Source organism: Bradyrhizobium sp. Tv2a-2 (assembly GCF_000472425.1).
Classification (GTDB): domain Bacteria; phylum Pseudomonadota; class Alphaproteobacteria; order Rhizobiales; family Xanthobacteraceae; genus Bradyrhizobium.
This window is the reverse complement of the sequence record NZ_AXAI01000011.1, coordinates 275,914-298,427: the sequence shown is the minus strand read 5'-3', so window position 1 is coordinate 298,427 and position 22,514 is coordinate 275,914. Positions and strand designations below refer to the sequence as shown.

The following is a 22,514-nucleotide window of genomic DNA, read 5'->3' as shown; positions in this document are numbered from 1 at the left end:
ATCGATTGCCGAAGGTCGAATACGACAGCCACGAGATCGTGCGCCGTGTCTCCACGACCAAAGCCTATGTCAGCTTCAAGGGACGTCTTTGGAAAGTCCCGCAGGCTTTCCGCGGTGAGCGCCTTGCCATTCGCCCATTGGCAAACGGTGCGCAATACGGGGTCTTCTTTGCCGCACACCAAGTCGCTATCATCGACTTGGCGAGCGGAAAAAGTGTCGGCTATGTCCCCGAACACCCGTCGGTCATGTCCCCGGGCTGAACATCAAGCCGGACGATGACAGCTGCGTACAGCTGGCGGCTGAATCGGAACGTCCCACACCGCCCCCCGGAACATCTCCCGGCCTGCTTTGTTGCTTTCGCAGCAGGGGCTTAGGGAGGCCGTTTCCGTGATCGAAACTGACAGCCTGCTTGTCAAATGTCCCCGTTGCGGCGCCTGGCCGATGGCTGCGAGCTTGCCGAAGACAAGCGCCGCGCGCCAGGAGATCCGCTTCCGTTGTCCGGAGTGCCGCTGCCAGGAGCAAGGTTACCTGCGAGCGTCCGGCAATGTGCACACCTTGTCCCAGCATCGCGTACAGGCCCAAGGCAGATAACGGCGGGGACGACGGCAACAAAGCTGTTGCGAGGCGAGTAGCGCCTCGCAAGCGGGAGCGATCCGATCCAGGCCTCCATCCCAAGCCTCGCACCACGAGGATCGCACATGCAACGAAAGCCCACGATGAGAGCTCGCAAGCAGCAACTGGCTGCAGCACCCGCCCCGCGCCGCACCACGCGCGCGGCACCGGAGACATTGACCAGCGGCTATGCGCTGGTGGTCGACCGCCAGATGAAGGGCGAGTTCAAGACCCACGATGCGGCACGTCACCGCGCCGAAAGCCTGAAGCGGCGCTTCCCTGCGCTTCAGGTGCAGATTTTCGATGCCGAGAAAAAGCATTTCGAACGCGTCGAGCTGACCGAGGCGTAACGCCGCGCTTCAGAGCATGATCCGAAAAAGTGTGCAGCGGTTTTCCGAGAAGATCATGCTCGATCAAAAAGCCGAGGCGCGATGACGATTCGACCTAATCCATCGCGCTTTAGCCTGAGGCAGGGCCGAGTTCCTTGATTGCCATGGCCGCAAGTTCATGGGCATCGCGCACGCCGGTCTGCGCGATCTCGATGATCTTCCTTGCGACGAGCTCGGTAATCGGATCGCTGCGCTGCTTCAACCCGAGCGCGCTGAGCACCTGCTCATAGGCTGCCGCCAGGCGTCCGATCTCCTCGGGGCCCAGCGGCACATTCTGCAGCAAGCGGTAGACAACCATCGCACTCACCGCCCCTCACTTCGGCCGTTGCAGGCCGGAACTGTTCGTCCACTTGTCGATGTCCTCGACCATCTTCTCGTAGCTCGGCCGCTTTGGCAGCGAGGGCTGCATGGTTCTCCGAGGCGTCTCGATCTTGTCCGTCTTATCGGTCATGGCGCAACTCCTGCGCCCCATGACGACTAGACTACTTCATCCAATCAATCGCGTAAACCATTGAAATTATTATATTATTTTACTCATTTTGCGTTCTTGCCGACATCGGCAAAAAACTTGGAACCTACGCCGAATTGGCCAGTTGAGTAAGTTACTCAATGGGAGGATGCGATGCGCGACGCGCGTGGTGAGCGCTTGCAGGTGATGCTGTCGCCTGAAGAACTCGCTGCCCTCGACGATTTTCGCTTCAAGCACCGGATGCCGACCCGCGCGGCCGCGATCCGGGAGCTGCTGAAGCTCGGGCTTTCTGTGGCTGTCGTCGACGGCGGTGCAGGCGTGAAGTCGAGTGATTACGGCGTTTTCAGCCGCGGTCCGGAGGGGCACAAGCAGTCGAACAATGGATCTGAGGAAGCAGAATAAGCGCGACACGACCGGTTCCGCATGGGGCTCTGCGCGCAACTTTTTGTGCGCCGGGGCCTTCGCCCGCGGGAGCCTGCAAAGGTGCGGTCGGCAAAGGCAATGAGGTCGCGGACTTCGGGTCCGCCCGCGTCTCGCCGTCGGCCGCATGACTACGATGATGTGCCCCCAACAAGATGATGAAGCAATGGCCTGAGGCCATCTGCACTCAGGTCCAGCGTCGCGAGCGTGACGGGCAGGCTGAAGCGGCGTGGCCCGGCACTTCCGGGATTGAGATAAAGCACCCCATCGATGGTCTCGATCAGCGGCCGATGTGAATGGCCGGAAATAACCACGCCGATCCCGAGCGACACCGGATCGAGTTGCAGGTCGTGGATGTCGTGAACGATGTGGATGGTCTGGTCGCCAAGCCGTACAGTGTCTGTGTCGGGATAAATGTTCGCCCAGGTTGCGTTGTCGACGTTGCCCCTGATTGCGATGACCGGCGCAATCAGGCGGAGCCTGTCAACGATCTCAGGGCGGCCGATGTCACCGGCATGGATGATATGCGCCACACCGGCAAGCCGTCGCTCGGCCTCCGGGCGCAACAGTCCGTGGGTATCCGAGATCACTCCGATTCTCATCACGGCGCCAGGCCCTGATCGTGCGAGAGCAGGTATCAAGCTTTAGCGACGGTCTTCACGCGTGACACACATTGCAAGCCCAGATCGTTAAACAAAGTGCCGCGAGAGGGCCGCGCACGCTGGCAGGCCTCAGCTGGCTTGACGCAGCGATTTGAACGCGGCGCGAACTTCCGCGCTGAACAGCGCAGGCTGCTCCCACGCCGCGAAGTGGCCGCCTCTGTCCACCTCGCTGAAATAGATCAGCTTGGGATAGGCCTTCTCCGCCCAGCTTCGCGGTGCCTGGTAGTTCTCGCCGGGAAACACGGTGATGGCGCTGGCGATCGGGACGTTGGCGGCGACGTAGAGATTGATTTTGTTTTCCCAGTAAATGCGCCCTGAGGACACGCCCGTGTTGGTCAGCCAATAGAGCGTAATGTCGTCGAGCACGTCGTCGCGCGTCAGGTCGCCCGCCGAATGCCCGTTCACGGTGCGACCGAGCACGGCCGAGGTGATCGACGCTGCCGGCTGGTCATAGCCGTCGCCGTGGTCGATCATCCACGATGCCAAGGCTACGGGAGAATCCGCCAATCCATAGAGCGTTTGCGGACGGGTCCCCATCTCGAGGGCATAGGCGCGCCGCTTGGTGAATGCGAGCTTGATCTGATCGAACGCGCGCCGTTCGTCGGCGGACAGGTCGGACGGCGGCGGATCGCCGGCCGCAATCAGCTTGAAGATCGCGGGCGGAACGGTGCCGGGCAGGTTGACGTGAATCCCCAGGAGTTCAGGAGCGCCGAGCTTGCCCATCTCGTTCGAGACGGGTGATCCCCAATCGCCTCCTTGCGCCACATATTGCTTGTAGCCGAGGCGCTTCATCAGGACGGCCCAGGCCCGCGCAATCCGCGCGGGGTCCCAGCCCGTCGTGGTCGGCTTGCCCGAGAAGCCATAGCCGGGCAACGAGGGGATCACCAGATGGAATGCATCCGATGCGCTGGCGCCATGTGCGGTGGGATTGCTCAGGGGGTCGACGATCTTGAGCTGCTCGATCACCGAGCCGGGCCAGCCATGCGTAACGATCATCGGCAGTGCATTGTCGTGCTTGGAGCGAACATGAATGAAATGAATGTCGAGCCCGTCGATCTCGGTGATGAACTGCGGCAAGGCGTTGAGGCGCGCCTCGACCTTGCGCCAGTCGTAGTCGGTCTGCCAGTGGCGCACCAATTCGCGCATGGTGGCCAGCGGCACACCCTGGGTGGTGTCGTCAACGGTCTCCTTCTCGGGCCATCGGGTCGCCGCCAGGCGGTGACGGAGATCGACGAGGTCCTTCTCCGGAATATGGATGCGGAACGGGCGGACGGCCTCGCCCGTGGCAGCCATTATCGCGGACACAGGGAAAAGGCTGGCCATACCCGCCGCGACCATCCCCGTTGCAGCGCGGATCAAAAGCTGACGACGGTCCTGGCTTATGATTTCAAAGTTTGCACTTTTCCGCATGATGAACCTCCATCGTCGAACGCTGGATTCTGGCTATCGTGATATAGGCAAACTCTTGAGAGCGTCGGGCTCAAGCACCCGCACGCAATCACAACTACCGGGAACTGGTCAAAATTGCCCGTTAGGCGATGTTAGCATCCGTTAGATGCCGCGTGGCCCTCTCCTCAAGCTGATCCTGCCGTTGGATGCGTAATGCAGCGCAGCCGGCACCATCGCCACCACACCGGCAGGCGCATGGATCAGAATGCTGCTGTCCGCCCCGCCCGCCTTCAACAGGCAGACCGTAACCTTGGGGTCCTCGGTCAGCCGCGCCGCGAGCGCGCAGCCCTCCGACCCCGCGCCGACAATCACGTAGTCGACATTCCGGGATGCTCAAGTAGACCGGGCACCGTCACTTGCTTTGATTTGCGTGCTCGCGCCCGACGTTTGCGTGCTAGCAGAATCTGCGTGCCGGCCGATAACGGCGCGTTCGACAGGAAGCGTGAAGCTCGCGCTTGGCGCCGTCGCTGCGATGGAATGCGCGGCTCTTTTTCCAGCCTCGAGCAGTTCCACCCGTCCGAGATTTACCCTAGATTGTCTCTTTCTGCGCTGTTCGATTCACGTCATGAAGGGAGAGCGCGCTTGGAGTTTTTTTCGCACCTGCCGATTCTGACGTCCTTTGCGCTGACATTGATGCTCACGCTGGTATTTCCGAGCCTGATGGAGCGCCTACGGCTTCCGCGCCCGGTCGGCTACATCCTGGCCGGCATCATCCTTGGCCCGAACGTCCTGTCCGTCCTCAATCCCGACGGCAAGGTCGTCAGCTTCTTCGCAGAGCTCGGCAAGCTCCTGCTGATGTTCTTCGCCGGCTTCGAGGTGAATATCGCGAAGTTCAACGCCGCACGAAACAAGGCGGCAACCTTCGGCCTTCTCACCTTCGCTTGTCCGTTTGCTCTGGCGATCGGAATCGCCGCAATGCTGGGCTATTCAGCCAATGCGTGCGCGGTGATCGGCGCCATCCTTGCGTCCCACACCCTGCTGGGGCTGCCCATCGTCAAGCAGCAACGGCTCGTCGAGCGCGAGGTAACCGTCGTAACGGTAGGAGCGACGCTCCTCACCGACATGCTGTCGATCCTTGTGCTGGCGCTTTGCGTGCCTATTCATGTCCGGGGCTTCGATCCCGCCGGCGTGTTGATCTTGATCGCCTGGCTCATAGTCTATGTGCCCGGTGTTCTCATCGGATTGAGTTGGCTCGTCGAGCGTCTGCTCGCCATCTTTGGGACAAGCAGAACGTCGAGTGCGCTGATCATGCTTGTCGTGATGGCTGTGGCCGCCCAGGTCGCGGAATGGATCGGCATGGAAGGCATCATCGGCGCATTTCTTGCGGGCGTGTGCCTGAAGCGCGCGTTCGGCGAAATCAAGGGCGACGATTCGCTCGACGTGATGAGCCAGGCCCTGTTCATTCCCGTTTTCTTCATCACCGCCGGCTTCCTGGTCGACTTCAGGGTCTTCTTCGCGACGTTGAGCAACCAACCCATGCTCCTATTTGGCGTCCTTGCCGCCCTGTTCGGCGGCAAGTGGCTGGCCGCATCGGCTGCAGCACGCATGTTCGGCTATAGTGCTGCGGAACGGAATCTGATGTTCGCTCTGACTGTGCCGCAAGTCGCAGCTACGCTCGCAGTTGCTCTGGTTGCATATGCGACAAAGAATCCGGCGGGTCAGCGCCTGATCGACCAACCGATGCTGAACGCCACCGTCGTCCTCGTCATCGTGTCATCCGTCCTCGGACTGATCCTCACGGAACGCGCGGCCCGACAGGTCAAACAGGCGAGTCCCCCGGCAAAGCCCACGCTGGCGGCGGCTCAATTGCAGGAAGCGTCACCAACCGTCGAATGAGGGGATCGAGGGTCAATCGGCTTGCTGGGAGCGGCGAGACGGCTCGCGCCGCGCCTCGATGGCTCAGAGTTCGCTCACGGAGCGGCAGGAAGCATGCGCTTGGCAATGTTGAGCAGGTGAATCTGGCTTGTTCCTTCATAGATTCGAAACGCCCGGACATCGCGATAGAAGCGCTCGATACCCGTGCCCTTCACGTAGCCTTGCGCCCCGAAGATCTGCACCACACGATCGGCGACCCGCCCGCACATTTCAGTGGCGAAGTACTTGCAGATAGACACGTCCATCGTGACATCCTCACCACGATCACGCTTGCGCGCTGTCTCGAGAATAAGGGCTCTTGCGGCTTCAATCTCGACTTTGCATTCGGCCAGCATCGCCTGGACCAGTTGAAACTCGGCGATCGGGCGGCCGAATTGCTGGCGCCGCCGCGCGTATGCGACCGCCTCGTCGAGCAAGCGGATAGCCGGTCCCGTGCACAAGGCTGCGAGGTTGATGCGCTGCTTGTTCAACGCTTTCATGACGGTCTTGAAGCCTCGTCCGGGCGCACCTCCGACAATGCAGCTGGCCGGCACACGGCAATTGTCGAGGACGATCTCGCCGATCGGTGCGCCCTCCTGTCCCATCTTTGGCGTCGAACCGCCGGGCTGGAGACCCGGCGTACCGCGCTCGATCAAAAACGCGCTGATTCCTGATGAGCTCCGATCGTTCGGATCTGTCCGGGCGAACACGGTGAAGAGATCTGCGATCGGAGCCAAGGTGATGTAGCACTTCCGCCCATTGATGCAGTAGTGATCGTCGTCGACTTTCTCGGCAATGGTCTGCAAGGCACTGGCGTCCGAGCCGGCTTCAGGCTCGGTCAGGGCCAGGCAGCCCAGAATTTCACCTGAAGCGAGCCGTGGCAGATACTTGCGCTTCTGCTCCTCTGTTCCATCTTGAATCAGTCCCTCGGCGCCGATGCCAGCGTTCGTGGCCAGATGTGCGCGATAGGCAACCGAGCATTGGGACAGTTCGATGAACGCGAGTGCCAATTCCTCCGTCGTCAAACCACTGCCGCCGAATTGTTGCGGAATGCTCCAGCCGAACGTACCCAGCCGTCGCCCCGCCGCGATGATGTGTTCGGGCACCCTGTCCTCAGCCTCGACCCGGTCCTCCTCCGGAATCGCCAATTCTCTCACGAAAGTGCGAATGTCGCGCAGCAGGCGATTCAGCTTTTCGGCATCGGCGATCATGACCTCATCCTGCCTGGATTACCACGGGCTTGAGAATGGCGAAGCGGGCACGCTGCGCTTCAGGACGCAGGAAAAGCAGGCCGATGATTCCACCGACAAGCGTAACCACGCCGCAAACTGAAAATCCGAGACTATAACCTTCTGCGACCGAAGCGGCTCCCTCGATCACGCTTCCCATGAGATAAGGCGCCAAAATTCCGGCCGACGTGCCCACCGCACTGTTGATGCCGAGAATGGCGCCACGTTGCTTGGCCGGCGTTATCTCGCCGAGGATCGCGGGGGACGTCGCGTAGACGATTGATGGCACCGCAACGCCGATCAGGACCAGAACGATCTTCGGTCCCGCATTGGCGACATAGGGCGCCGCCAGCAGCGCGAGTCCACCGATGATGAGGGACGCGCCGGTAAGCAGGCCACGCGCCACCCGGCTGCCATAGCCCCGCCGCATCATCCATTCCGACAGCCAGCCCCCGCCGATGACGACAAAGAAGCCCACCAGGAACGGCAACGCGGTCAACTCACCAGCCACGGCCTGGGAAAAACCGAGCCCCTTGATGAGCCAGGGCGTAAACCAGGAGAGCACAAGCGCGAGACCAAAATAGGCGCCGAAATAGCTGCACCAGGAAGCGAGGTTGGTCGGGTTCAACAAGAGAGTGCCATAGGGAATATGGTCGACGGCATCCACGTTGGCCGCCTTGGCCGCGACATCGCCTTGGCCCTCCTCACCCCAGATCGCCCAGATCACGACCCAGACCAGTCCGGCCACTCCGAGCGTGCCGAAAGCATAGTGCCAGCTGTATTTGGTGATGATCCAGGTCAAGATCGGAACGACGATAATCACGCCGATCGAGGCTCCCTGGGAGATGATGGCGGACGGAAGGGTCCGGCGGTCGTCCGGAAACCACTTGTAGGTGGCGTGGAGCGCGACGGGATAGGCCGGCCCCTCGCCTGCGCCCAGGACAATCCGGCAAGCGATGAGCGTCTCGAGTCCAATCGTTCCGAGCATCGGAAACTGCACCAGCGCCCAAACGAGACCCATTGCGAGCAGCGCCAGTTTCGACTGAATGCGGTTGACGAGGAAACCCATCACGACGGCGGAAATCGAGAACAGGAGAAAGAAGCTCGAGCCCACCAGGCCGAACTGCTTCGGCGTCAACTGCAGATCGGTCATGATCGGCACGCCGGCGAGGCCGACGATCACCTTGTCGGCAAAATTGATCATCATGAAGCCAAACAGCAGCGCGACGATCGTCCACGCCTTCCGAGGCGTCTTCGTTACGGACATAAGTTCCTTCCTCCTGTGCTATCCATCGAGCGCCGACGCGTTTTTGCGTTCTGGCGCAGCACCACTCAGGCCGCGATCCTGACCGGCAACGCCGAATAGCCGTGCACGAAGTTCGACGGCACACGCTCGGGATCGCCGACCACTTCGAGGTCGAGCCTGCGTTCGAGCATCTCCTCCCAGAGGATACGAAGCTGCAGTTCGGCCAGTCGATTGCCCACGCAGCGATGAATTCCGAACCCGAAGGAGAGATGTTGGCGCGGGTTTTTTCGGTCGATGATGAAGCTGTCCGGGCTTTCGATGACTTCGCTGTCGCGATTACCGGAAATGTACCACATGATGACCTTGTCGCCGGCCTTGATCTGCTTTCCTCCGACCGTCGCGTCTCGCAATGCGGTGCGCCGCATGTGGGCGAGCGGCGTCTGGTAACGGATGATCTCGGACACGGCGCCGGGAATCAGCGCCGGGCAACCGCGCAGTTTCTGCAACTGGTCTCGATTCTGGCTCATGAACCACAGCCCGCCCGTGATGGAATTACGGGTCGTGTCGTTGCCACCGACGATGAGAAGAATGAGATTGCCGAGGAATTCGCGCGGCCCCATGTTTCGGGTCGAGGGCGAGTGCGCCAGCATCGAAATCAGGTCATAGCCGGGCGCCTTGTTGATCCGCTCGTTCCACAGCCCGGTGAAATAGGCGAGACACTCGGCCAGGATCGCGTCGCGCTTTTCCCATGTATCGATCGGCTGACCCGGCTGCGGGAACGTGGTCGCCACATCCGACCAATAGGTGAGAAGCCGGCGTTCCTCGAACGGGAAGTCGAACAGCGTGGCGAGCATCTGGGTTGTCAGTTCGATCGAGACCTGCTCGACCCAGTTGAATGTCTCACCGCGCGGCAGGCTGTCCAGGATCGCGCAAACACGGCTGCGGATCAGCCCTTCGAGGTTGGCGAGATTGGCGGGAGCAACGATCGGGCTGACAGTCTTGCGTTGCTCATCGTGCTTCGGCGGATCCATCGCGATGAAGTTCGGATAGCGCTCGCCGACCTTGCGATCGAAGATGACGATGCCGCCGGCTTCCGACGAGAACACATTGTGATTGGTGTCGACGGCCATGATGTCCCGGTACTTCGTCACGGACCAGTACGGGCCAAACATGCTGTCACTGCAGTAGTGAACGGGTTCCTCCCTGCGCAGCCGCTCGAAGAACGGCCAAACCGTATCATCCTGGAACCGCTTGGGGTTGCTGACGTCGATACGGTCCAGCGGGATTGACAAGGCTTCTTCCCGCGCCTGCACTCTGGACAGCGTGCTCATCCCCTATACCTCCCTTGAATTGCCGGTGTCGGCTGTTTCTCAGTGCTGGCCTTCCGGCATGCGCACCCGCAAGCCATCCAACGTATCGTCCATGCGGATCTGACAGGCGAGCCGGGAGCTTTCCTGGGTGGCGGCTGCGAAATTCAGAAGCTCGTCTTCCGAGGTCGTTCGTGTGCCGGTCTTCGGCAGCCATGTGGGATCGACGTAGACGTGGCAAGTGCCGCAGGCGCATTCGCCGCCGCAATCGCCATCAATTCCCGGAACATGGTTGTCGATGGCAGCCTGCATCACGCTGGTGCCGGCGGGGACATCGATAAGATGCTCGCGTCCGCCGAACTCGACGAAATGGATTCTTGGCATGAAGACCTCCGGTTGTTTCCCCCGCTCAACGACAGCGCGCACCCATGACAGGCGGCCCTGCGAAGCGGCTGTATCCTTGCTTTTGCCGCCGCCAGTAGCCCCTTTCGCCCCGGCAAGCTTTGCATATTGGGGCACCTACTTTGCAATTTGGGACAGGGGTCGCTAAACTCGCTCGCAAGCCACAGAGAGCGCCCGATGGCGATCCCCGCAAATCTGCTCCGCGCCGCCATCCTGACCGGCTATGCCGAGGTCGCGCAGTCTCTTGGACTCGATCCGTATCGCGTGATGAAAAGCGTTGGGCTGCATCGTCTCGATTTGTCCGATGCCGACACCCTGATCCCGGTCGCAGCGGTGCTGGAACTGCTCGAGCGCTCGGCGGCAGCCGCGAATGTCGACGATTTCGGATTACGGATGGCCGCGCGACGAAGCCTCGCCCATCTTGGCCCCGTCGGCCTGGTCGCCCGGGAGGAGCCGACGCTGCGCGACGCGATCAGGTTGTTCGAACGGCATTTCCGTCTTCGAACCGAAATGCTGATCCTGAATTTGGAAGAAGATGACGACGTCGCCAGCTTGGCGGTGCGGATCATGTTCGCAACGAGGGGCAGCACACGGCAGGTGATCGAACTCATCGTCGGCATCGTGTTCAGGACGCTGAAGGCGCTTGCTGGCGACAAATGGGGCCCTGAATCGGTCCATTTTTCCCACCCACCACCACTTCGGCGCACCACGCATGGCACCTTCTTCAGGTGTCGCCCGCATTTCGCCAGCACGTTCGACGGCTTGCTGTTGCGACCACGGGATCTGAGTGCGCCGATTGCGACGGCGGACCCGGTGATGGCACATTATGTGCGACGCTATCTTGAAGAGGTTATCACTCAGCCAACGATCATGATCGACGCAACCGTTCGCCAGTTGGTGTTCACGCTGCTCCCGTCCGGGCGCTGCACCAGCGAACTTCTTGCGGGCCATCTTGGCATTGATCGCCGGACGCTCAGTCGGCGGCTTGCTGCGCGCGGGACAAGCTTCTCGGAGATCCAGAACGGCGTTCGAATCGAATTGGCTCAGCGTCACATCAAGACAGAAGGCAGAACCCTCGCCGAAACCTCCCACTTGCTGGGCTTCACGGGTTTACCCGCGTTCTCACGCTGGTTTCGGGTACAGTTTGGCAAGAGTGCATCGGAGTGGCGCAAGAGTCGGTAAGGCCGCGCCCTGGGGAAGCTGTTCTGGAATTCCCTCTGATTTTCGGAGGGGCGAGGCTTCCGGCATGACTCGGACGCAATCCGTCGCGAGGATAAAAGCGTATGATTTGGCCCCGTCATTCCGGGCGATCGCCATCAAAAACAACTGATTAATAACCTGCAATCCGCTAGAATCCCGGCCGTGCCAGTTCGCCCCACCATCCTCGTCTTTGATTCCGGCCTCGGCGGCCTCACCGTGCTGCGGGAGATCGTGGCGGCGCGGCCTGATGCGCATTTCGTCTATGTCGCTGACGATGCCTTTTTCCCGTACGGCCATCACAGCGAGGATGAGATCGTCGCCCGCGTGGTGCCTCTGGTCGGGGAGCTGATTGCGCGGCACGCGCCGGATCTCGTGGTGATTGCCTGCAACACCGCCTCGACGCTGGTGATGTCGCACTTGCGCGCCGCCTACGGCGTGCCGTTCGTCGGCACGGTGCCGGCGATCAAGCCGGCCTGCGCGCAATCGAAGACCAGGCGCGTATCGGTGCTCGGCACCAAGGGCACCGTGCAGCGCGAATATACCCGGGCTCTGATCCGCGATTTCGCGCAAGGTTGCGAGGTGACGCTGGTCGGCTCGCCGGAGCTTGCTTCACTTGCCGAAAGTGCGCTGAGCGGCACGGCGGTCAGCGACGATGATATCGCGACCGAGCTTGCACCGTGCTTCGTCGGCGACGCGAGCGACGCGGCCACGCGCACGGACACCGTGGTGCTCGCCTGCACGCATTACCCGCTGCTGCTCGATCGCCTGGAGAAGCTCGCGCCCTGGCCGGTGCGCTGGATCGATCCCGCGCCTGCGATTGCGCGCCGCGCGTCGGATCTGCTGGGGCCACCGCGCGAGGTGCCCGATGCAGCCGGCGCCGAGATGATCTTCACCTCGAACCGGCCGCATGGCCTGGGCCGGACGCTCACACCTTTCTTCGGCGGCCGCGTGCCGGCCTGATCTCTTTCCAGGAACATCCTTTCGATGTCGGAAAAGCTCACTCCCCTCAACCGTCTCAAGAATGAGTGGCGGCAGCACCGCCCGACCTTCGGCGCCATCGCGACGATCCCCAGCATCCAGACGGTGCAGATCATGGCGCAAAGCCTCGACTGGATCATCGTCGATCTCGAGCACGGCCCGATCGATCTCAACACGGCGCATGCGATGATCGTGGCGACTGGAGGCACGCCCTGCGTGCCGCTCGCGCGCATCGCCTCCAATGAGCCGTGGCTTGCGAAAGCGCCGATGGATATCGGCGCGCTCGGCATCAACTTTCCGATGATCCTCAACCGCGCCGATGCCGAGAAGGCGGTGCGGAGCCTGCGCTATCCGCCACGCGGCGAACGGCTGTGGGGACCGTTCCACGCGCCGTTCCGCTGGGGCGTGTCGATGGCCGACTACATGGCGACCGCCGACGACGACATGATCTGCATGATCACCATCGAGCACGTCGAAGCCGTCAACAATATCGACGAGATCATGGCTACGCCTGGCATCGATGTCGCCGTCATCGGCCAGGGCGATCTGGCGACCTCCATCGACAGGCGCGGCCTGCCCGATGATCCCGAAGTACAGGCGCTGATCGCGCGTGCCGAGCACGGCATCCTCAAAAGCGGCGTGCCGATCGGCGGCGCGGCACGCAGTGCCGAGCAGGCCAATGCCATGATCGAGCGCGGCTACCTTGCCATTGCGCTCGGCTTCGACTGGTCGCTGTTCCAGCGCGGGATCGCCGCGAGTTTTGCGGGAATCAAGCGGTAGAGGATCCGCCTTGGACGCGCGGTGCCGTGAGACCCTGTAGTTGGAGGAAGTCACCGGCGGTTGCTTGCGATTTGGGCGCTCCGGAAAAGTTTCCCCAGCGCCCTGCCCTTGCCACAAACTGGACGTCATCCGGCACGGATCGTGCTAGACCACGGCATTGCGGGGACCGGACCGCCACGTCTCACGAACAACCGGCTGGAGCCTGGGCTGACGGAATGCGCGGAACTTTTCGCAAAATCTCGCTGCCGCGCCGCTTTGTGGTCGATCTGATGCACGCCTCGATGGGCGTGCCGTTCGTGTCGTTGTCCCGCCAGCTCGACATCCGCCAGCTCGCCGCCGCACGCGGAAACCTGTCGCAGCCGCCCGGCTGGGCTGCGGTTTTCGTCAAGGCGTTTGCGGTCGTCGCCCGGGACGAGCCGATCCTGCGCACGCTCTATGGGACCTTACCCTGGCCGCATCTCTACGAGCTGCCGCGCTGCGCGGGCATGGTGGCAATCGCGCGCATCGAGGACGGCGAGGAGTGCATCCTGATGGAGCGGGTGACGGGCGCCGATGAGATCGCGCTTTCGGCGATCGACGCACAGCTGCGCCGCGCCAAGGAGGCCCCAATCGACGAGATTCCGTCGTTCCGGCGGATCATGAGCATCACCCGCCTGCCGCTGCCGCTGCGCCGGCTGGGCTATTGGCTGGCCGGGCGCACCGCACGCTGGCACTCAACCAATTTCGGCAGCTACGGCGTAACCTCGGCGGCGGCCCATGGCGGCGGTGAGCTCCATGCCATCGGGCCCGGTCCTTATGTGCTGAGTTATGGGCTCGCCTCGGCTACCGGCACCATCGACGTGGTGCTGCGCTGGGATCACCGGGTTACCGATGCCGCCCCCATCGCCCGGGCCCTGACCCGGCTGGAACAGGTCCTGAACGGCGAAATTGCCGCGGAATTGCGGTCGAGCCGCCAGATCGAGGCCAAACCGGTCCGGGCGGTCGTGAAGTGATTGACAAACCCGGCCAATTGGCCCAAAAGCCGCCTGCTCGCGGGCCGGTTTCGGCCCGCGAAGCGTTTCGCGACCCGTGGTCCTGCCCTTAGGCTTAAGGGACGGATCTGTCGGCCCCGGGGTATCCCGGTGCACAGGAGGGCGCGTCTCCTCAAACCTGAACCACCAAAACCGCCGGAGCGAACGACGCTACGGCGTCATGCAAAGAGGACGCGATGACTAAGCGCAGTGAGGCGAAGTACAAGATCGATCGCCGCATGGGCCAGAACATCTGGGGCCGCCCGAAGAGCCCCGTCAACCGCCGCGAATACGGCCCCGGCCAACACGGCCAGCGCCGCAAGGGGAAGCTCTCCGACTTTGGCGTGCAGCTGCGCGCCAAGCAGAAGCTGAAGGGCTACTACGCCAATATCAGCGAGCGGCAGTTCCACGGCATCTATGTCGAGGCGAGCCGCCTCAAGGGTGATACCGGCGAGAACCTGATCGGCCTGCTCGAGCGCCGCCTCGACAGCGTGGTCTATCGCGCCAAGTTCGTGCCGACGATTTTCGCCGCGCGCCAGTTCATCAACCACGGCCACATCAAGGTGAACGGCCGCCGCGTCAACATCGGCAGCTACCAGCTCAAGGTCGGCGACCTCATCGAGGTCAAGGAAGCCTCCAAGCAGCTCCCGCTGGTGCTCGAGGCGAGCCAGCTCGCCGAGCGCGACGTGCCCGATTATCTCGAGGTCGATCATTCCAAGATGACCGCGAAATTCGGCCGCATCCCCGGACTTTCGGATGTGCCGTTCCCGGTGCAGATGGAGCCGCATCTGATCGTCGAATTCTATTCGCGCTGATCGGTTACGAAATTTGAAGTTCAAAGGCCCCGGTTTTTCCGGGGCCTTTTGGTTAAGGTGGCCAGAAAACGGAGCTTTCTTCATGGCCTACACACCTCCCCCCCGCGATCCCAAGGCCGCGCCGGTCCGGATCAACCTTTTGTCGGACACGCAGACGCGGCCGACGCCCGCCATGCGCGAAGCGATGGCCCGTGCCGAGGTCGGCGACGAGCAGATCGGCGACGATCCGACCGTCAACCTTTTGTGCGAGCGCGTCGCCGACCTGCTCGGCAAGGAAGCCGCGGTGTTCATGCCGTCAGGCACGATGTGCAATGTCGCGGCCACGCTGGTGCACTGTCGGTCCGGCGACGAGATCCTGGCGCATGAGACCGCCCATCTGATCGCCCGCGAAGGTGGCGCGCACGCAGCCCTTGGCGGCTTCCAGATTACGCCGCTTGCCGGCGCCGACGGCCAGTTCGCGGCCGAAACGCTGCGCAAGGCGTTGCATCCGCGCACCCGGTATCAGCCGCCGCAAACGCTTGTCAGCGTCGAGCAGACCGCCAATATCGGCGGCGGCACGATCTGGAAGAAGGCCGCGCTAGACGAGGTCGCGCAGATCGCGAAGGCTGCAGGCCTTGCGACGCACATGGACGGCGCGCGACTGCTGAACGCCACGGTCGCCACCGGCATCGCCGCGCACGACATGACGCAGGGCTGGGATTCCGCCTGGATCGATTTCTCCAAGGGCCTGGGCGCGCCGATCGGCGGCGTGCTGGCCGGCAGCGCAGCCTTCATCGACGAGGTCTGGCGCTGGAAGCAGCGGCTGGGCGGATCGATGCGGCAGGCCGGCATCTGTGCCGCCGCCTGCATCCATGCGCTCGACCATCACGTCGACCGCCTTGCCGACGATCACGCCAATGCACGCGCCCTGGCGCGCGGGCTGTCGCAGATCAATGGCATCACGGTGCAGGAGCCCGAGACCAATCTCGTGTTCTTCACCCCCGATGGCGCCGGCATCCCGGCCGACAAGATGGTCGCCGAATTGCACAAACGCGGCGTGCTGATTGCCGTGATGGACGGCCGCATCCGCGCTTGCACCCATCTCGATGTCACGACGGCGATGATCGAGGAGATGATCGGTCACGTCAGGGAGATCGTGCGGACGGCCTGACCTCAGTTCTCCATCGCCTCATAGATCAGCTTCTTCACCGCCGGCTGGATGATCTGGCGCTGCGACGGCGTCTCTTCCAACAGCACGAAGAACAGGTCCTGCTTGCGGTCGACCACCATGTAGCAGCCGCTGGCGCCGTCCCATTTCAACTCGCCGAGCGAGCCGGGTGGCGGCGGCTTGGCGTTACCGGGATCGGTGCGCACGCCGAAGCCGAGCCCGAAGCCGAAGCCGTCGCCCGGGAAGTAGAGATAATCGCGCTCGACGCCCGAGCCCGGGCCGACATGATCCGTGGTCATCTCCTTAAAGGCCTCCGGGCTCAGATATTGCTTGCCGTCGAACTTGCCGCCGCCGAGCACCATCTGCGCGAAGCGCGCCATATCGTGCATGGTCGTGACCATGCCGCCGCCGCCGGATTCCCACCTCATCGGCTTGTCGGCATAGCCCACAAATCCGACGCGGAAATCACTGTCGTTCGGCATGGGCTTTGCGATCAGCGGCACCTTCTTGGGATCGGTGACGTAGAAGGTAGTGTCTTTCATGCCGAGCGGATCGAGCAGCTTCTCGCGCTCGATCGAAAGCAGCGATTTGCCGCTGACGATCTCCATGATCCGCCCGAGAATGTCGGTGGAATGGCCATATTGCCAGAGCGCGCCGGGCTGGTTCTGCAGCGGCAGCTTGGCAATGCGCTCGGCGAACTCCGCGTTATCGGGGTCTCCGCGATAGATATCAGCGGCGGCATAGGCCTTGTGCACCAGACTGTCGCCATAGAAGCCATAGGCGATGCCGGAAGTCTGGGTCATCAGGTCCATGATAGTGACCGGCCGCTTCGGCGGCACTAGTTCGAGCGACCTGCTGCCGTCCTCGCTCTTCTTCTCGACGCCGACCTTCACGTCCGCGAAGGAGGGAATGTACTTGGCGACAGGATCGCTGAGCGCGAACTTGCCCTCGTCGATCAATTGCATCGCGACCACGCTCGTGATGGGCTTGGTCAGCGAGAACAATCGGAAGATGGTATCGTCGGTCACCGGCTCCTTGGTCACGGCGTCGCGCACGCCGATGAGCCCACGATAGACCGGCACGCCGTGTTGCTCGATCAGCAGAGCGGCACCCGGAATCTTTCCCTGTGCCACCTGGTCGCGCAAATAGTCTTCGACACGTGCGAGCTTCTCCTTGTTGAAGTGCGCGCCGGCCGGAATATCGAAGGTGCCCTCGGCGTGAACCGATGACGCGGCAATGCTCAGCAGCGCGGCGCTCGCAAGCAACCGCAACACATGACGCAAGTTCATTTCTCCCCCTCCTTGCGAAGACACAGAGTTTAACTGCCGAATTAATCGGCACAAGTGCCGGAAAGCCTTGCCAGGGCCTCCTCGTGGAGCCGCGCGCTTGCCTCGGAGAAGCAGCAGAAGATGATCTGCTCGAGCGACGAGGCCATTGGCAGCGATTCCGCAGCGGTCCGGACCGCGATTTTCGCGGCTCGATCGGCCGGGAAACGGTAGACACCGGTCGAAATCGCGGGAAAAGCCACCGAGGCCAAGCCGCCCGCCGCGCACAATTCGATCGCGCGGCGATAGCACGAGGCCAAGGCTCCATCCTCGCCGCGCACTCCGCCATGCCAGACCGGCCCGACCGCATGAATCACATACCGGGCGGGCAAACGGAAACCTTGGGTGATCTTGGCATCGCCGGTCGGGCAGCCGCCAATCGCTTGGCATGCGGCCAGCAACCCAGGCCCGGCGGCGCGATGAATTGCCCCATCAACGCCGCCCCCGCCCAAAAGCGAGGCATTGGCGGCGTTGACGATGGCGTCGACGCTTAGCGTCGTGATGTCCGCAACAACAACGTCCAGCCGCGCGCCGGCAATCCGGCGCGTCAGCATAATCAGGCGGCCGGTGCGCCGACCGAGATGCCCTTGTCGGCAAACAGCTGCTGCAGTTCGCCGGCCTGGAACATCTCGCGGATGATATCGCAACCGCCGACGAACTCGCCCTTGACGTAGAGCTGGGGAATGGTCGGCCAGTTGGAATAGACCTTGATGCCGTTGCGCAGCTCGGCCGATTCCAGCACGTTCAGGCCCTTATAGCCGACCCCGATGTGATCCAGGATCTGCACGACTTGGCCAGAAAAGCCGCACTGCGGGAACTGCGGCGTCCCCTTCATGAACAGCACGACGTCATTGGCCTTCACTTCGTTGTCGATGAATTGCTCGATGCTCATTTCTGCCTTCCTTAAGGGCCGTCTCACCCGACGCTGCTCTATATGTAGCGCAAACCGTTGGCCTGCCAAAGTAAATTGAGGAAGATTTGGTGTGCGCCGCGGGGGACAACAAGCCCCATTTTGGGGCGCCACGGCGCCCGCCATTGCCTGATGACATCAATATCATTGTTCGGGGAGGTTTTTTTCCCGTAACGGAACCCCTATCTAGGACGAACTGTCCGTTTGGAACCTGTCTTTAAGACCGACGTTTCCTTTCTGACCGGAGATCAATGTGACGCAAACAGCATCCGCCGCGGCCAAATTTCCGCCCCCCGCCCCGTCACGTTTCTCCGAGTCCGGCTCCCTCGCCCAGGATCTCGTGGAAGCCTATCTTGCGGTCCGCAGCGAGACCGAGCGGCGCGCGGCGCCCTTGAGCGCGGAGGACCAGCTGATCCAGTCCATGCCGGACGCAAGCCCGGCGAAATGGCACCGCGCGCACACCACATGGTTCTTCGAACAGTTCCTGCTTGGCGAGCATTGTGCGGGCTACCAGCCGTTTCACCCGGACTACGCCTTCCTGTTCAACTCCTATTATGTCAGCGCAGGCCCCCGCCATGCACGTCATCGGCGCGGCGACCTGACCCGCCCGGCTGCAGCGGATATCACCGCCTATCGCCGCCATGTCGATGCTGCCGTGGTCAAGTTCTTCCGGTCGGCGGAACACGACACACTTATGCGCATCACCCCGCTGGTCGAGGTGGGCCTCAATCATGAGCAGCAGCATCAGGAGCTGATGTTCACCGATATTCTCCACGCCTTCGCACAGAACCCGATCCCGCCCGCCTATGATCCGGCCTGGCAATTCCCCGCTTCAACTCGCAAGGGCGAGGATTGGCTGACGCTGAACGAAGGCATCTACGCCATCGGGCACGCCGAGGAGAGCTTCCATTTCGACAATGAGAAGCCCGCGCACCGCGCGCTGGTCGGACCGGTCAAGCTTGCGCGCAACCTGGTCACCAATGCCGAATGGCTCGCTTTCATGCAGGACGGCGGCTACTCCAACGCGACGCTGTGGTTGATGGATGGCTTTGCCGCCGCGAGCAAAGAGCAGTGGCAGGCGCCGTTCTATTGGCGCGAGATCGACGGGCAATGGCATATCATGACGCTTGCCGGGCTGAAGCCGGTCGACCCGGCAGCAGCGGTCTGTCATGTCAGCTATTATGAGGCGGACGCGTTCGCACGCTGGAGCGGCAAGCATCTGCCGACCGAGATGGAATGGGAGGTCGCCGCACGGGCCGACCAACTCAACGACGCCTTCGGCATCGTCTGGCAATGGACCCGCAGTGCCTATTCGCCCTACCCCGGCTATCGGGCAATAGAAGGGGCGCTCGGCGAATACAACGGCAAGTTCATGGTCAACCAGCTGGTGCTGCGCGGCTCATCGCTTGCAACTCCAGAGGGCCACAGCCGTGTGACCTACCGCAACTTCTTCTATCCGCACCACCGCTGGCAATTCACGGGACTTCGCCTCGCCGACTACTCCGTCTGAATGTTGCCGTTTGAATCAAGGTCAACCGCGCCGGAAAGCGCGTTCTGGAGAGTATCATGAATGTGCATGCCGCCGCTTTGGCCGACGCGCATCTACCCGACAAACAGACCTCTGCGTTCGCGCGCGATGCGGTCCAGGACCTCTCGCAACAGCCCAAACGCCTGTCGCCGAAATATTTCTATGACGCGACCGGCTCGGAGCTGTTTGAGGCGATCACGCGACTGCCGGAATATTACCCGACCCGCACGGAGCTCTCGATCCTGAGGGATCGTGCCGGCGAGATCGCCTCTTTCGTGCCGGAAGGTGCGGCGCTGGTCGAATTCGGCGCCGGTGCGACCACCAAGGTGCGCCTCTTGCTCGAGCGTTGCGCGTTTGCCGCCTATGTGCCCGTCGATATTTCCGGCGAGTTCGTCAAAGACCAGGCCGATGCGTTGCGCCGTGACTTTCCCACGCTCGCCGTGCATCCGGTCGCCGCGGATTTCACCACCGCGTTCGAATTGCCCGCGGCAATCGCCGGTCTCTCCAAGGTCGGCTTCTTCCCAGGCTCGACCATCGGCAATTTCGAACCGCACGAAGCCTCCAGCCTCCTGCGCAGCGCCGCGCAGATCCTGGGGGCCGGCGCACGGATGATCCTCGGCGTCGATCTCGAGAAGGAGGAGCGCGTGCTCCACGACGCCTATAACGACGCGTCCGGCGTCACCGCGCGCTTCAACCTCAATGTGCTGGTGCGCATCAACCGCGAGCTCGGCGGCAATTTCGATCTCTCCGCCTTCACCCATCGCGCGATCTATAATCGCGAGCGGCACCGCATCGAGATGCATCTGATCAGCAAGAAGTCGCAGCATGTGCGCTTCCTCGGCACCAGCTTCGCGTTCCGCCCCGGCGAAAGCATTCACACCGAGAACAGCTACAAATACAGCATCGAGCGCTTTGCAGCTCTCGCCCGCGCCTCCGGCTGGAAGGTCTGCGAGTCCTGGACAGACAAATCAAGGATGTTTTCGGTGCACGCGCTGATGGCCGAAGGCTGACGGCCGTCGGGCCGACTGACACAACCATCCCAGGACGGTTCGTTCGGCGCCGGCGTGGAACGCCGCGTCATTGCACCGCGGCTTTCGAGCAAGCGGCCGCGCGAGCGCGCTTTCGAGCTGTAGTGAATATCTTCAGCACCAAATACAATGTTGAGAGCTCGGCAACCACCGCGCATATGAGCCGCATAGGATCGCCGGCGTCGGAACGTTCATGCCGCTCTTAGATCGGACCAAGGCGGCCCCCCTCGAATTTATATGCCTTCCCATCCACCTTCGGCAGCATTCGAGACATTCTCGGGCGCCGGAGGCCAAGATGACCGTCTATCATGCACATATCGTCGGGCTACACAGCCGCTCCATTAAAGTGGTTCGAATGGACTGTGTTGACGATGACTCCGCCATCAAATCCGCCAGCCATCTCGTCGATACGCACGGTGTCGAGCTATGGCAGATGGATCGGCCCGTCGCCAGGTTCGACGCGGCATCAAAACAGACCTGCAAAAAATGAGCATAGGCGCGCGCGGTCGGCCATCTGCGCGGAGCCGGCTTCGGCCTGCGCGTCAGCCCGACCCTGCACCGTGGCACCCTATCCGGCAGCTTTCGACCCCAGCGACAGCGACTCCCAAACCGCGACCACAACCAGAAGCGCTGTCGTTAGGACCGACAAAACCAGCGGCGACAAGCCGCCGGCAAAGAAAGCCAGCGCGCCAAGCGCGACGATGCCGACCCCGTGCGAGAGCTGCAGGAAGCCGCGGATATTGTGCTTGAACAGGATGGTGCCGACCAGAAACAGCAGCGGACCGCCGATGGCGCAGGCCACTGTCTTCGGATCCGAATGGCCGTCGGGATGCGCCAGCACGAGATCGTCTGCAACCGCGGACAGGATGATGCCGGCGACAATGGGCATGTGCAGATAGGTGTAGGCGGAGCGCGCCAGCCGCCCGGAGTCGGCCGCTTTCGAGATCAGTTTGGAACCGGCTTCGGCACCCCGGTGGAAATAGATCCACCACATCGCGATGCTGGCGGCGAAGGCCGAAACGAAGGCGGTGATCGTCGTTGGTATCCAGCTCAGCTCGGCAAAGGTCGCCCCCGTCACCACGATGGATTCGCCGAGCGCGATCAGGATGAACCCCGCGCAGCGCTCGGCCATGTGGCTGCCCTCGACATACCAGTCTTCGATCGAGGAAGCGCCATAGCCCGGGGTCCAGAACCGCGCCAGCGGCGACGCATATTCGATTGCAAGCGCCACACCCCATAGCCAGAGTCGACGGTCGCCTTCGACAATTCCGCCGAGAATCCAGAACACGGCGGATGTGGACAGCCAGGCAAGGATACGGATGCCGTTGCGGCGCACTGCCTGTTGCGATGACGGCGCGGCCAGGACGAAGAAGCCGGTGCGACCAACCTGCATTGCCGCATAGGCCGCCGCAAACCACAGGCCTCGCGCCTCGAACGCTTGCGGGATCGAGGTCGACAGCACGAGGCCTGCGAGCATCAGGAGAAAAAGGAGAATGCGAACCGGCGTCAGCTCGGGATTGAGCCAGTTGGTGATCCAGGCGGTAAAGACCCAAACCCACCAGACCGCGAGAAACAGCAAGGCGGTTTCGACCGCCCCCATTGCGGTGAAGCGGGAGAGCAGAAAATGCGAGACCTGGGTGACCGCGAACACGAATACCAGGTCGAACAGCAGCTCGGCGTTGGTGACGCGGCTCTGCTGGTTTGGCTCGATCGTACGAAACAGTGCGCCGCGCGGAGGATCGCTCGCCATCGTC

Annotated in this window: 25 protein-coding genes and 1 pseudogene; 13 read left to right on the top strand and 13 right to left on the bottom strand. The window is 62.4% G+C overall.

Annotation, left to right across the window (positions count from 1 at the left end; genetic code table 11):
- A pseudogene (locus tag A3AI_RS0124240) lies at positions 1–260 on the top strand (IS481 family transposase); the annotation flags it as partial.
- A 456-nt stretch (positions 261–716) separates the two neighbouring features.
- Positions 717–962 carry a hypothetical protein gene (locus A3AI_RS0124235; protein WP_024518071.1) on the top strand — a complete coding sequence of 82 codons (246 nt, stop codon included), beginning with the start codon at positions 717–719 and terminating at the stop codon, positions 960–962.
- A gap of 109 nt (positions 963–1,071) precedes the next feature.
- On the opposite strand, the gene A3AI_RS0124230 is transcribed toward A3AI_RS0124235, so the two are convergent.
- Together A3AI_RS0124230 and A3AI_RS47885 are read right to left on the bottom strand one after the other, a co-directional pair.
- Positions 1,072–1,299 carry a hypothetical protein gene (locus A3AI_RS0124230; protein WP_024518070.1) on the bottom strand — a complete coding sequence of 76 codons (228 nt, stop codon included), beginning with the start codon at positions 1,297–1,299 and terminating at the stop codon, positions 1,072–1,074.
- Positions 1,300–1,314: 15 nt separating this feature from the next.
- Complete coding sequence (locus tag A3AI_RS47885; RefSeq protein WP_156927916.1) at positions 1,315–1,452, bottom strand: hypothetical protein; 138 nt, start codon at positions 1,450–1,452, stop codon at positions 1,315–1,317.
- Between the two features lie 171 nt (positions 1,453–1,623).
- On the opposite strand from A3AI_RS47885, the gene A3AI_RS0124220 reads away from it, so the two are divergent.
- Positions 1,624–1,872: a hypothetical protein gene (locus A3AI_RS0124220; protein ID WP_024518069.1), complete on the top strand. Its 249-nt coding sequence runs from the start codon at positions 1,624–1,626 to the stop codon at positions 1,870–1,872.
- Between the two features lie 149 nt (positions 1,873–2,021).
- On the opposite strand, the gene A3AI_RS0124215 is transcribed toward A3AI_RS0124220, so the two are convergent.
- From A3AI_RS0124215 to A3AI_RS50115, 3 genes are all read right to left on the bottom strand, one after another.
- On the bottom strand, positions 2,022–2,492 hold the full coding sequence (locus A3AI_RS0124215; RefSeq protein WP_036049302.1) for a metallophosphoesterase family protein: 471 nt from the start codon (positions 2,490–2,492) through the stop codon (positions 2,022–2,024).
- Between the two features lie 129 nt (positions 2,493–2,621).
- Positions 2,622–3,962 (bottom strand): epoxide hydrolase family protein, encoded by a 1,341-nt coding sequence (locus tag A3AI_RS0124210; protein WP_024518067.1) that lies wholly within the window; start codon positions 3,960–3,962, stop codon positions 2,622–2,624.
- 141 nt (positions 3,963–4,103) lie between these two features.
- The gene (locus A3AI_RS50115; protein WP_024518066.1) at positions 4,104–4,313 is read right to left on the bottom strand and encodes a GMC family oxidoreductase N-terminal domain-containing protein; all 210 of its coding nucleotides are present in this window, start codon (positions 4,311–4,313) and stop codon (positions 4,104–4,106) included.
- Between the two features lie 96 nt (positions 4,314–4,409).
- Here A3AI_RS50115 and A3AI_RS0124200 point away from each other — a divergent pair, with 96 nt between their 5' ends.
- A complete protein-coding gene (locus A3AI_RS0124200) occupies positions 4,410–5,837 on the top strand; it encodes a cation:proton antiporter (RefSeq protein ID WP_156927915.1) in 1,428 nt (475 codons plus the stop codon).
- Between the two features lie 74 nt (positions 5,838–5,911).
- Here the strand turns inward: A3AI_RS0124200 and A3AI_RS0124195 are convergent, their stop codons facing one another.
- From A3AI_RS0124195 to A3AI_RS0124180, 4 genes are all read right to left on the bottom strand, one after another.
- Positions 5,912–7,066 (bottom strand): acyl-CoA dehydrogenase family protein, encoded by a 1,155-nt coding sequence (locus A3AI_RS0124195; RefSeq protein WP_024518064.1) that lies wholly within the window; start codon positions 7,064–7,066, stop codon positions 5,912–5,914.
- Positions 7,067–7,070: 4 nt separating this feature from the next.
- On the bottom strand, positions 7,071–8,351 hold the full coding sequence (locus A3AI_RS0124190; RefSeq protein WP_024518063.1) for an MFS transporter: 1,281 nt from the start codon (positions 8,349–8,351) through the stop codon (positions 7,071–7,073).
- A 65-nt stretch (positions 8,352–8,416) separates the two neighbouring features.
- On the bottom strand, positions 8,417–9,661 hold the full coding sequence (locus A3AI_RS0124185) for a cytochrome P450 (protein WP_024518062.1): 1,245 nt from the start codon (positions 9,659–9,661) through the stop codon (positions 8,417–8,419).
- 39 nt (positions 9,662–9,700) lie between these two features.
- Positions 9,701–10,021: a 2Fe-2S iron-sulfur cluster-binding protein gene (locus A3AI_RS0124180; protein WP_024518061.1), complete on the bottom strand. Its 321-nt coding sequence runs from the start codon at positions 10,019–10,021 to the stop codon at positions 9,701–9,703.
- A gap of 195 nt (positions 10,022–10,216) precedes the next feature.
- On the opposite strand from A3AI_RS0124180, the gene A3AI_RS43365 reads away from it, so the two are divergent.
- From A3AI_RS43365 to A3AI_RS0124150, 6 genes are all read left to right on the top strand, one after another.
- Positions 10,217–11,221: an AraC family transcriptional regulator gene (locus tag A3AI_RS43365; protein WP_036049298.1), complete on the top strand. Its 1,005-nt coding sequence runs from the start codon at positions 10,217–10,219 to the stop codon at positions 11,219–11,221.
- Between the two features lie 180 nt (positions 11,222–11,401).
- Positions 11,402–12,199, top strand: a complete 798-nt coding sequence (gene murI / locus A3AI_RS0124170) for a glutamate racemase (RefSeq protein WP_024518060.1) — start codon at positions 11,402–11,404, stop codon at positions 12,197–12,199.
- A gap of 24 nt (positions 12,200–12,223) precedes the next feature.
- Entirely contained in the window at positions 12,224–12,997 is a 774-nt protein-coding gene (locus A3AI_RS0124165; protein ID WP_024518059.1) for an HpcH/HpaI aldolase family protein, read from the top strand.
- A gap of 215 nt (positions 12,998–13,212) precedes the next feature.
- A complete protein-coding gene (locus A3AI_RS0124160) occupies positions 13,213–13,989 on the top strand; it encodes a hypothetical protein (protein WP_024518058.1) in 777 nt (258 codons plus the stop codon).
- 215 nt (positions 13,990–14,204) lie between these two features.
- A complete protein-coding gene (gene rpsD / locus A3AI_RS0124155) occupies positions 14,205–14,822 on the top strand; it encodes a 30S ribosomal protein S4 (protein ID WP_024518057.1) in 618 nt (205 codons plus the stop codon).
- Positions 14,823–14,904: 82 nt separating this feature from the next.
- Positions 14,905–15,972: a threonine aldolase family protein gene (locus A3AI_RS0124150; protein ID WP_024518056.1), complete on the top strand. Its 1,068-nt coding sequence runs from the start codon at positions 14,905–14,907 to the stop codon at positions 15,970–15,972.
- A gap of 2 nt (positions 15,973–15,974) precedes the next feature.
- On the opposite strand, the gene A3AI_RS0124145 is transcribed toward A3AI_RS0124150, so the two are convergent.
- The 3 genes from A3AI_RS0124145 to grxD are packed head-to-tail and all read right to left on the bottom strand — an operon-like array spanning position 15,975 to position 18,186.
- Positions 15,975–17,258 (bottom strand): serine hydrolase domain-containing protein, encoded by a 1,284-nt coding sequence (locus tag A3AI_RS0124145; RefSeq protein ID WP_024518055.1) that lies wholly within the window; start codon positions 17,256–17,258, stop codon positions 15,975–15,977.
- Between the two features lie 41 nt (positions 17,259–17,299).
- On the bottom strand, positions 17,300–17,854 hold the full coding sequence (locus A3AI_RS0124140; RefSeq protein ID WP_024518054.1) for an O-acetyl-ADP-ribose deacetylase: 555 nt from the start codon (positions 17,852–17,854) through the stop codon (positions 17,300–17,302).
- Entirely contained in the window at positions 17,851–18,186 is a 336-nt protein-coding gene (grxD, locus tag A3AI_RS0124135; RefSeq protein ID WP_024518053.1) for a Grx4 family monothiol glutaredoxin, read from the bottom strand. The genes A3AI_RS0124140 and grxD overlap by 4 nt, the downstream gene beginning before the upstream one ends.
- 271 nt (positions 18,187–18,457) lie before the next feature.
- On the opposite strand from grxD, the gene egtB reads away from it, so the two are divergent.
- The 3 genes from egtB (at position 18,458) to A3AI_RS0124120 (ending at position 21,250) form a co-directional block, all read left to right on the top strand.
- Positions 18,458–19,714, top strand: coding sequence for an ergothioneine biosynthesis protein EgtB (gene egtB, locus A3AI_RS0124130; protein WP_024518052.1), 1,257 nt, complete (start codon positions 18,458–18,460; stop codon positions 19,712–19,714).
- Between the two features lie 56 nt (positions 19,715–19,770).
- Positions 19,771–20,742 (top strand): L-histidine N(alpha)-methyltransferase, encoded by a 972-nt coding sequence (gene egtD, locus A3AI_RS0124125; protein WP_024518051.1) that lies wholly within the window; start codon positions 19,771–19,773, stop codon positions 20,740–20,742.
- A 313-nt stretch (positions 20,743–21,055) separates the two neighbouring features.
- A complete protein-coding gene (locus tag A3AI_RS0124120) occupies positions 21,056–21,250 on the top strand; it encodes a hypothetical protein (protein WP_156927914.1) in 195 nt (64 codons plus the stop codon).
- Positions 21,251–21,328: 78 nt separating this feature from the next.
- Here A3AI_RS0124120 and A3AI_RS43360 read toward each other — a convergent pair whose 3' ends face one another.
- The gene (locus A3AI_RS43360; protein WP_036049292.1) at positions 21,329–22,510 is read right to left on the bottom strand and encodes a low temperature requirement protein A; all 1,182 of its coding nucleotides are present in this window, start codon (positions 22,508–22,510) and stop codon (positions 21,329–21,331) included.
- Positions 22,511–22,514: the final 4 nt, after the last annotated feature.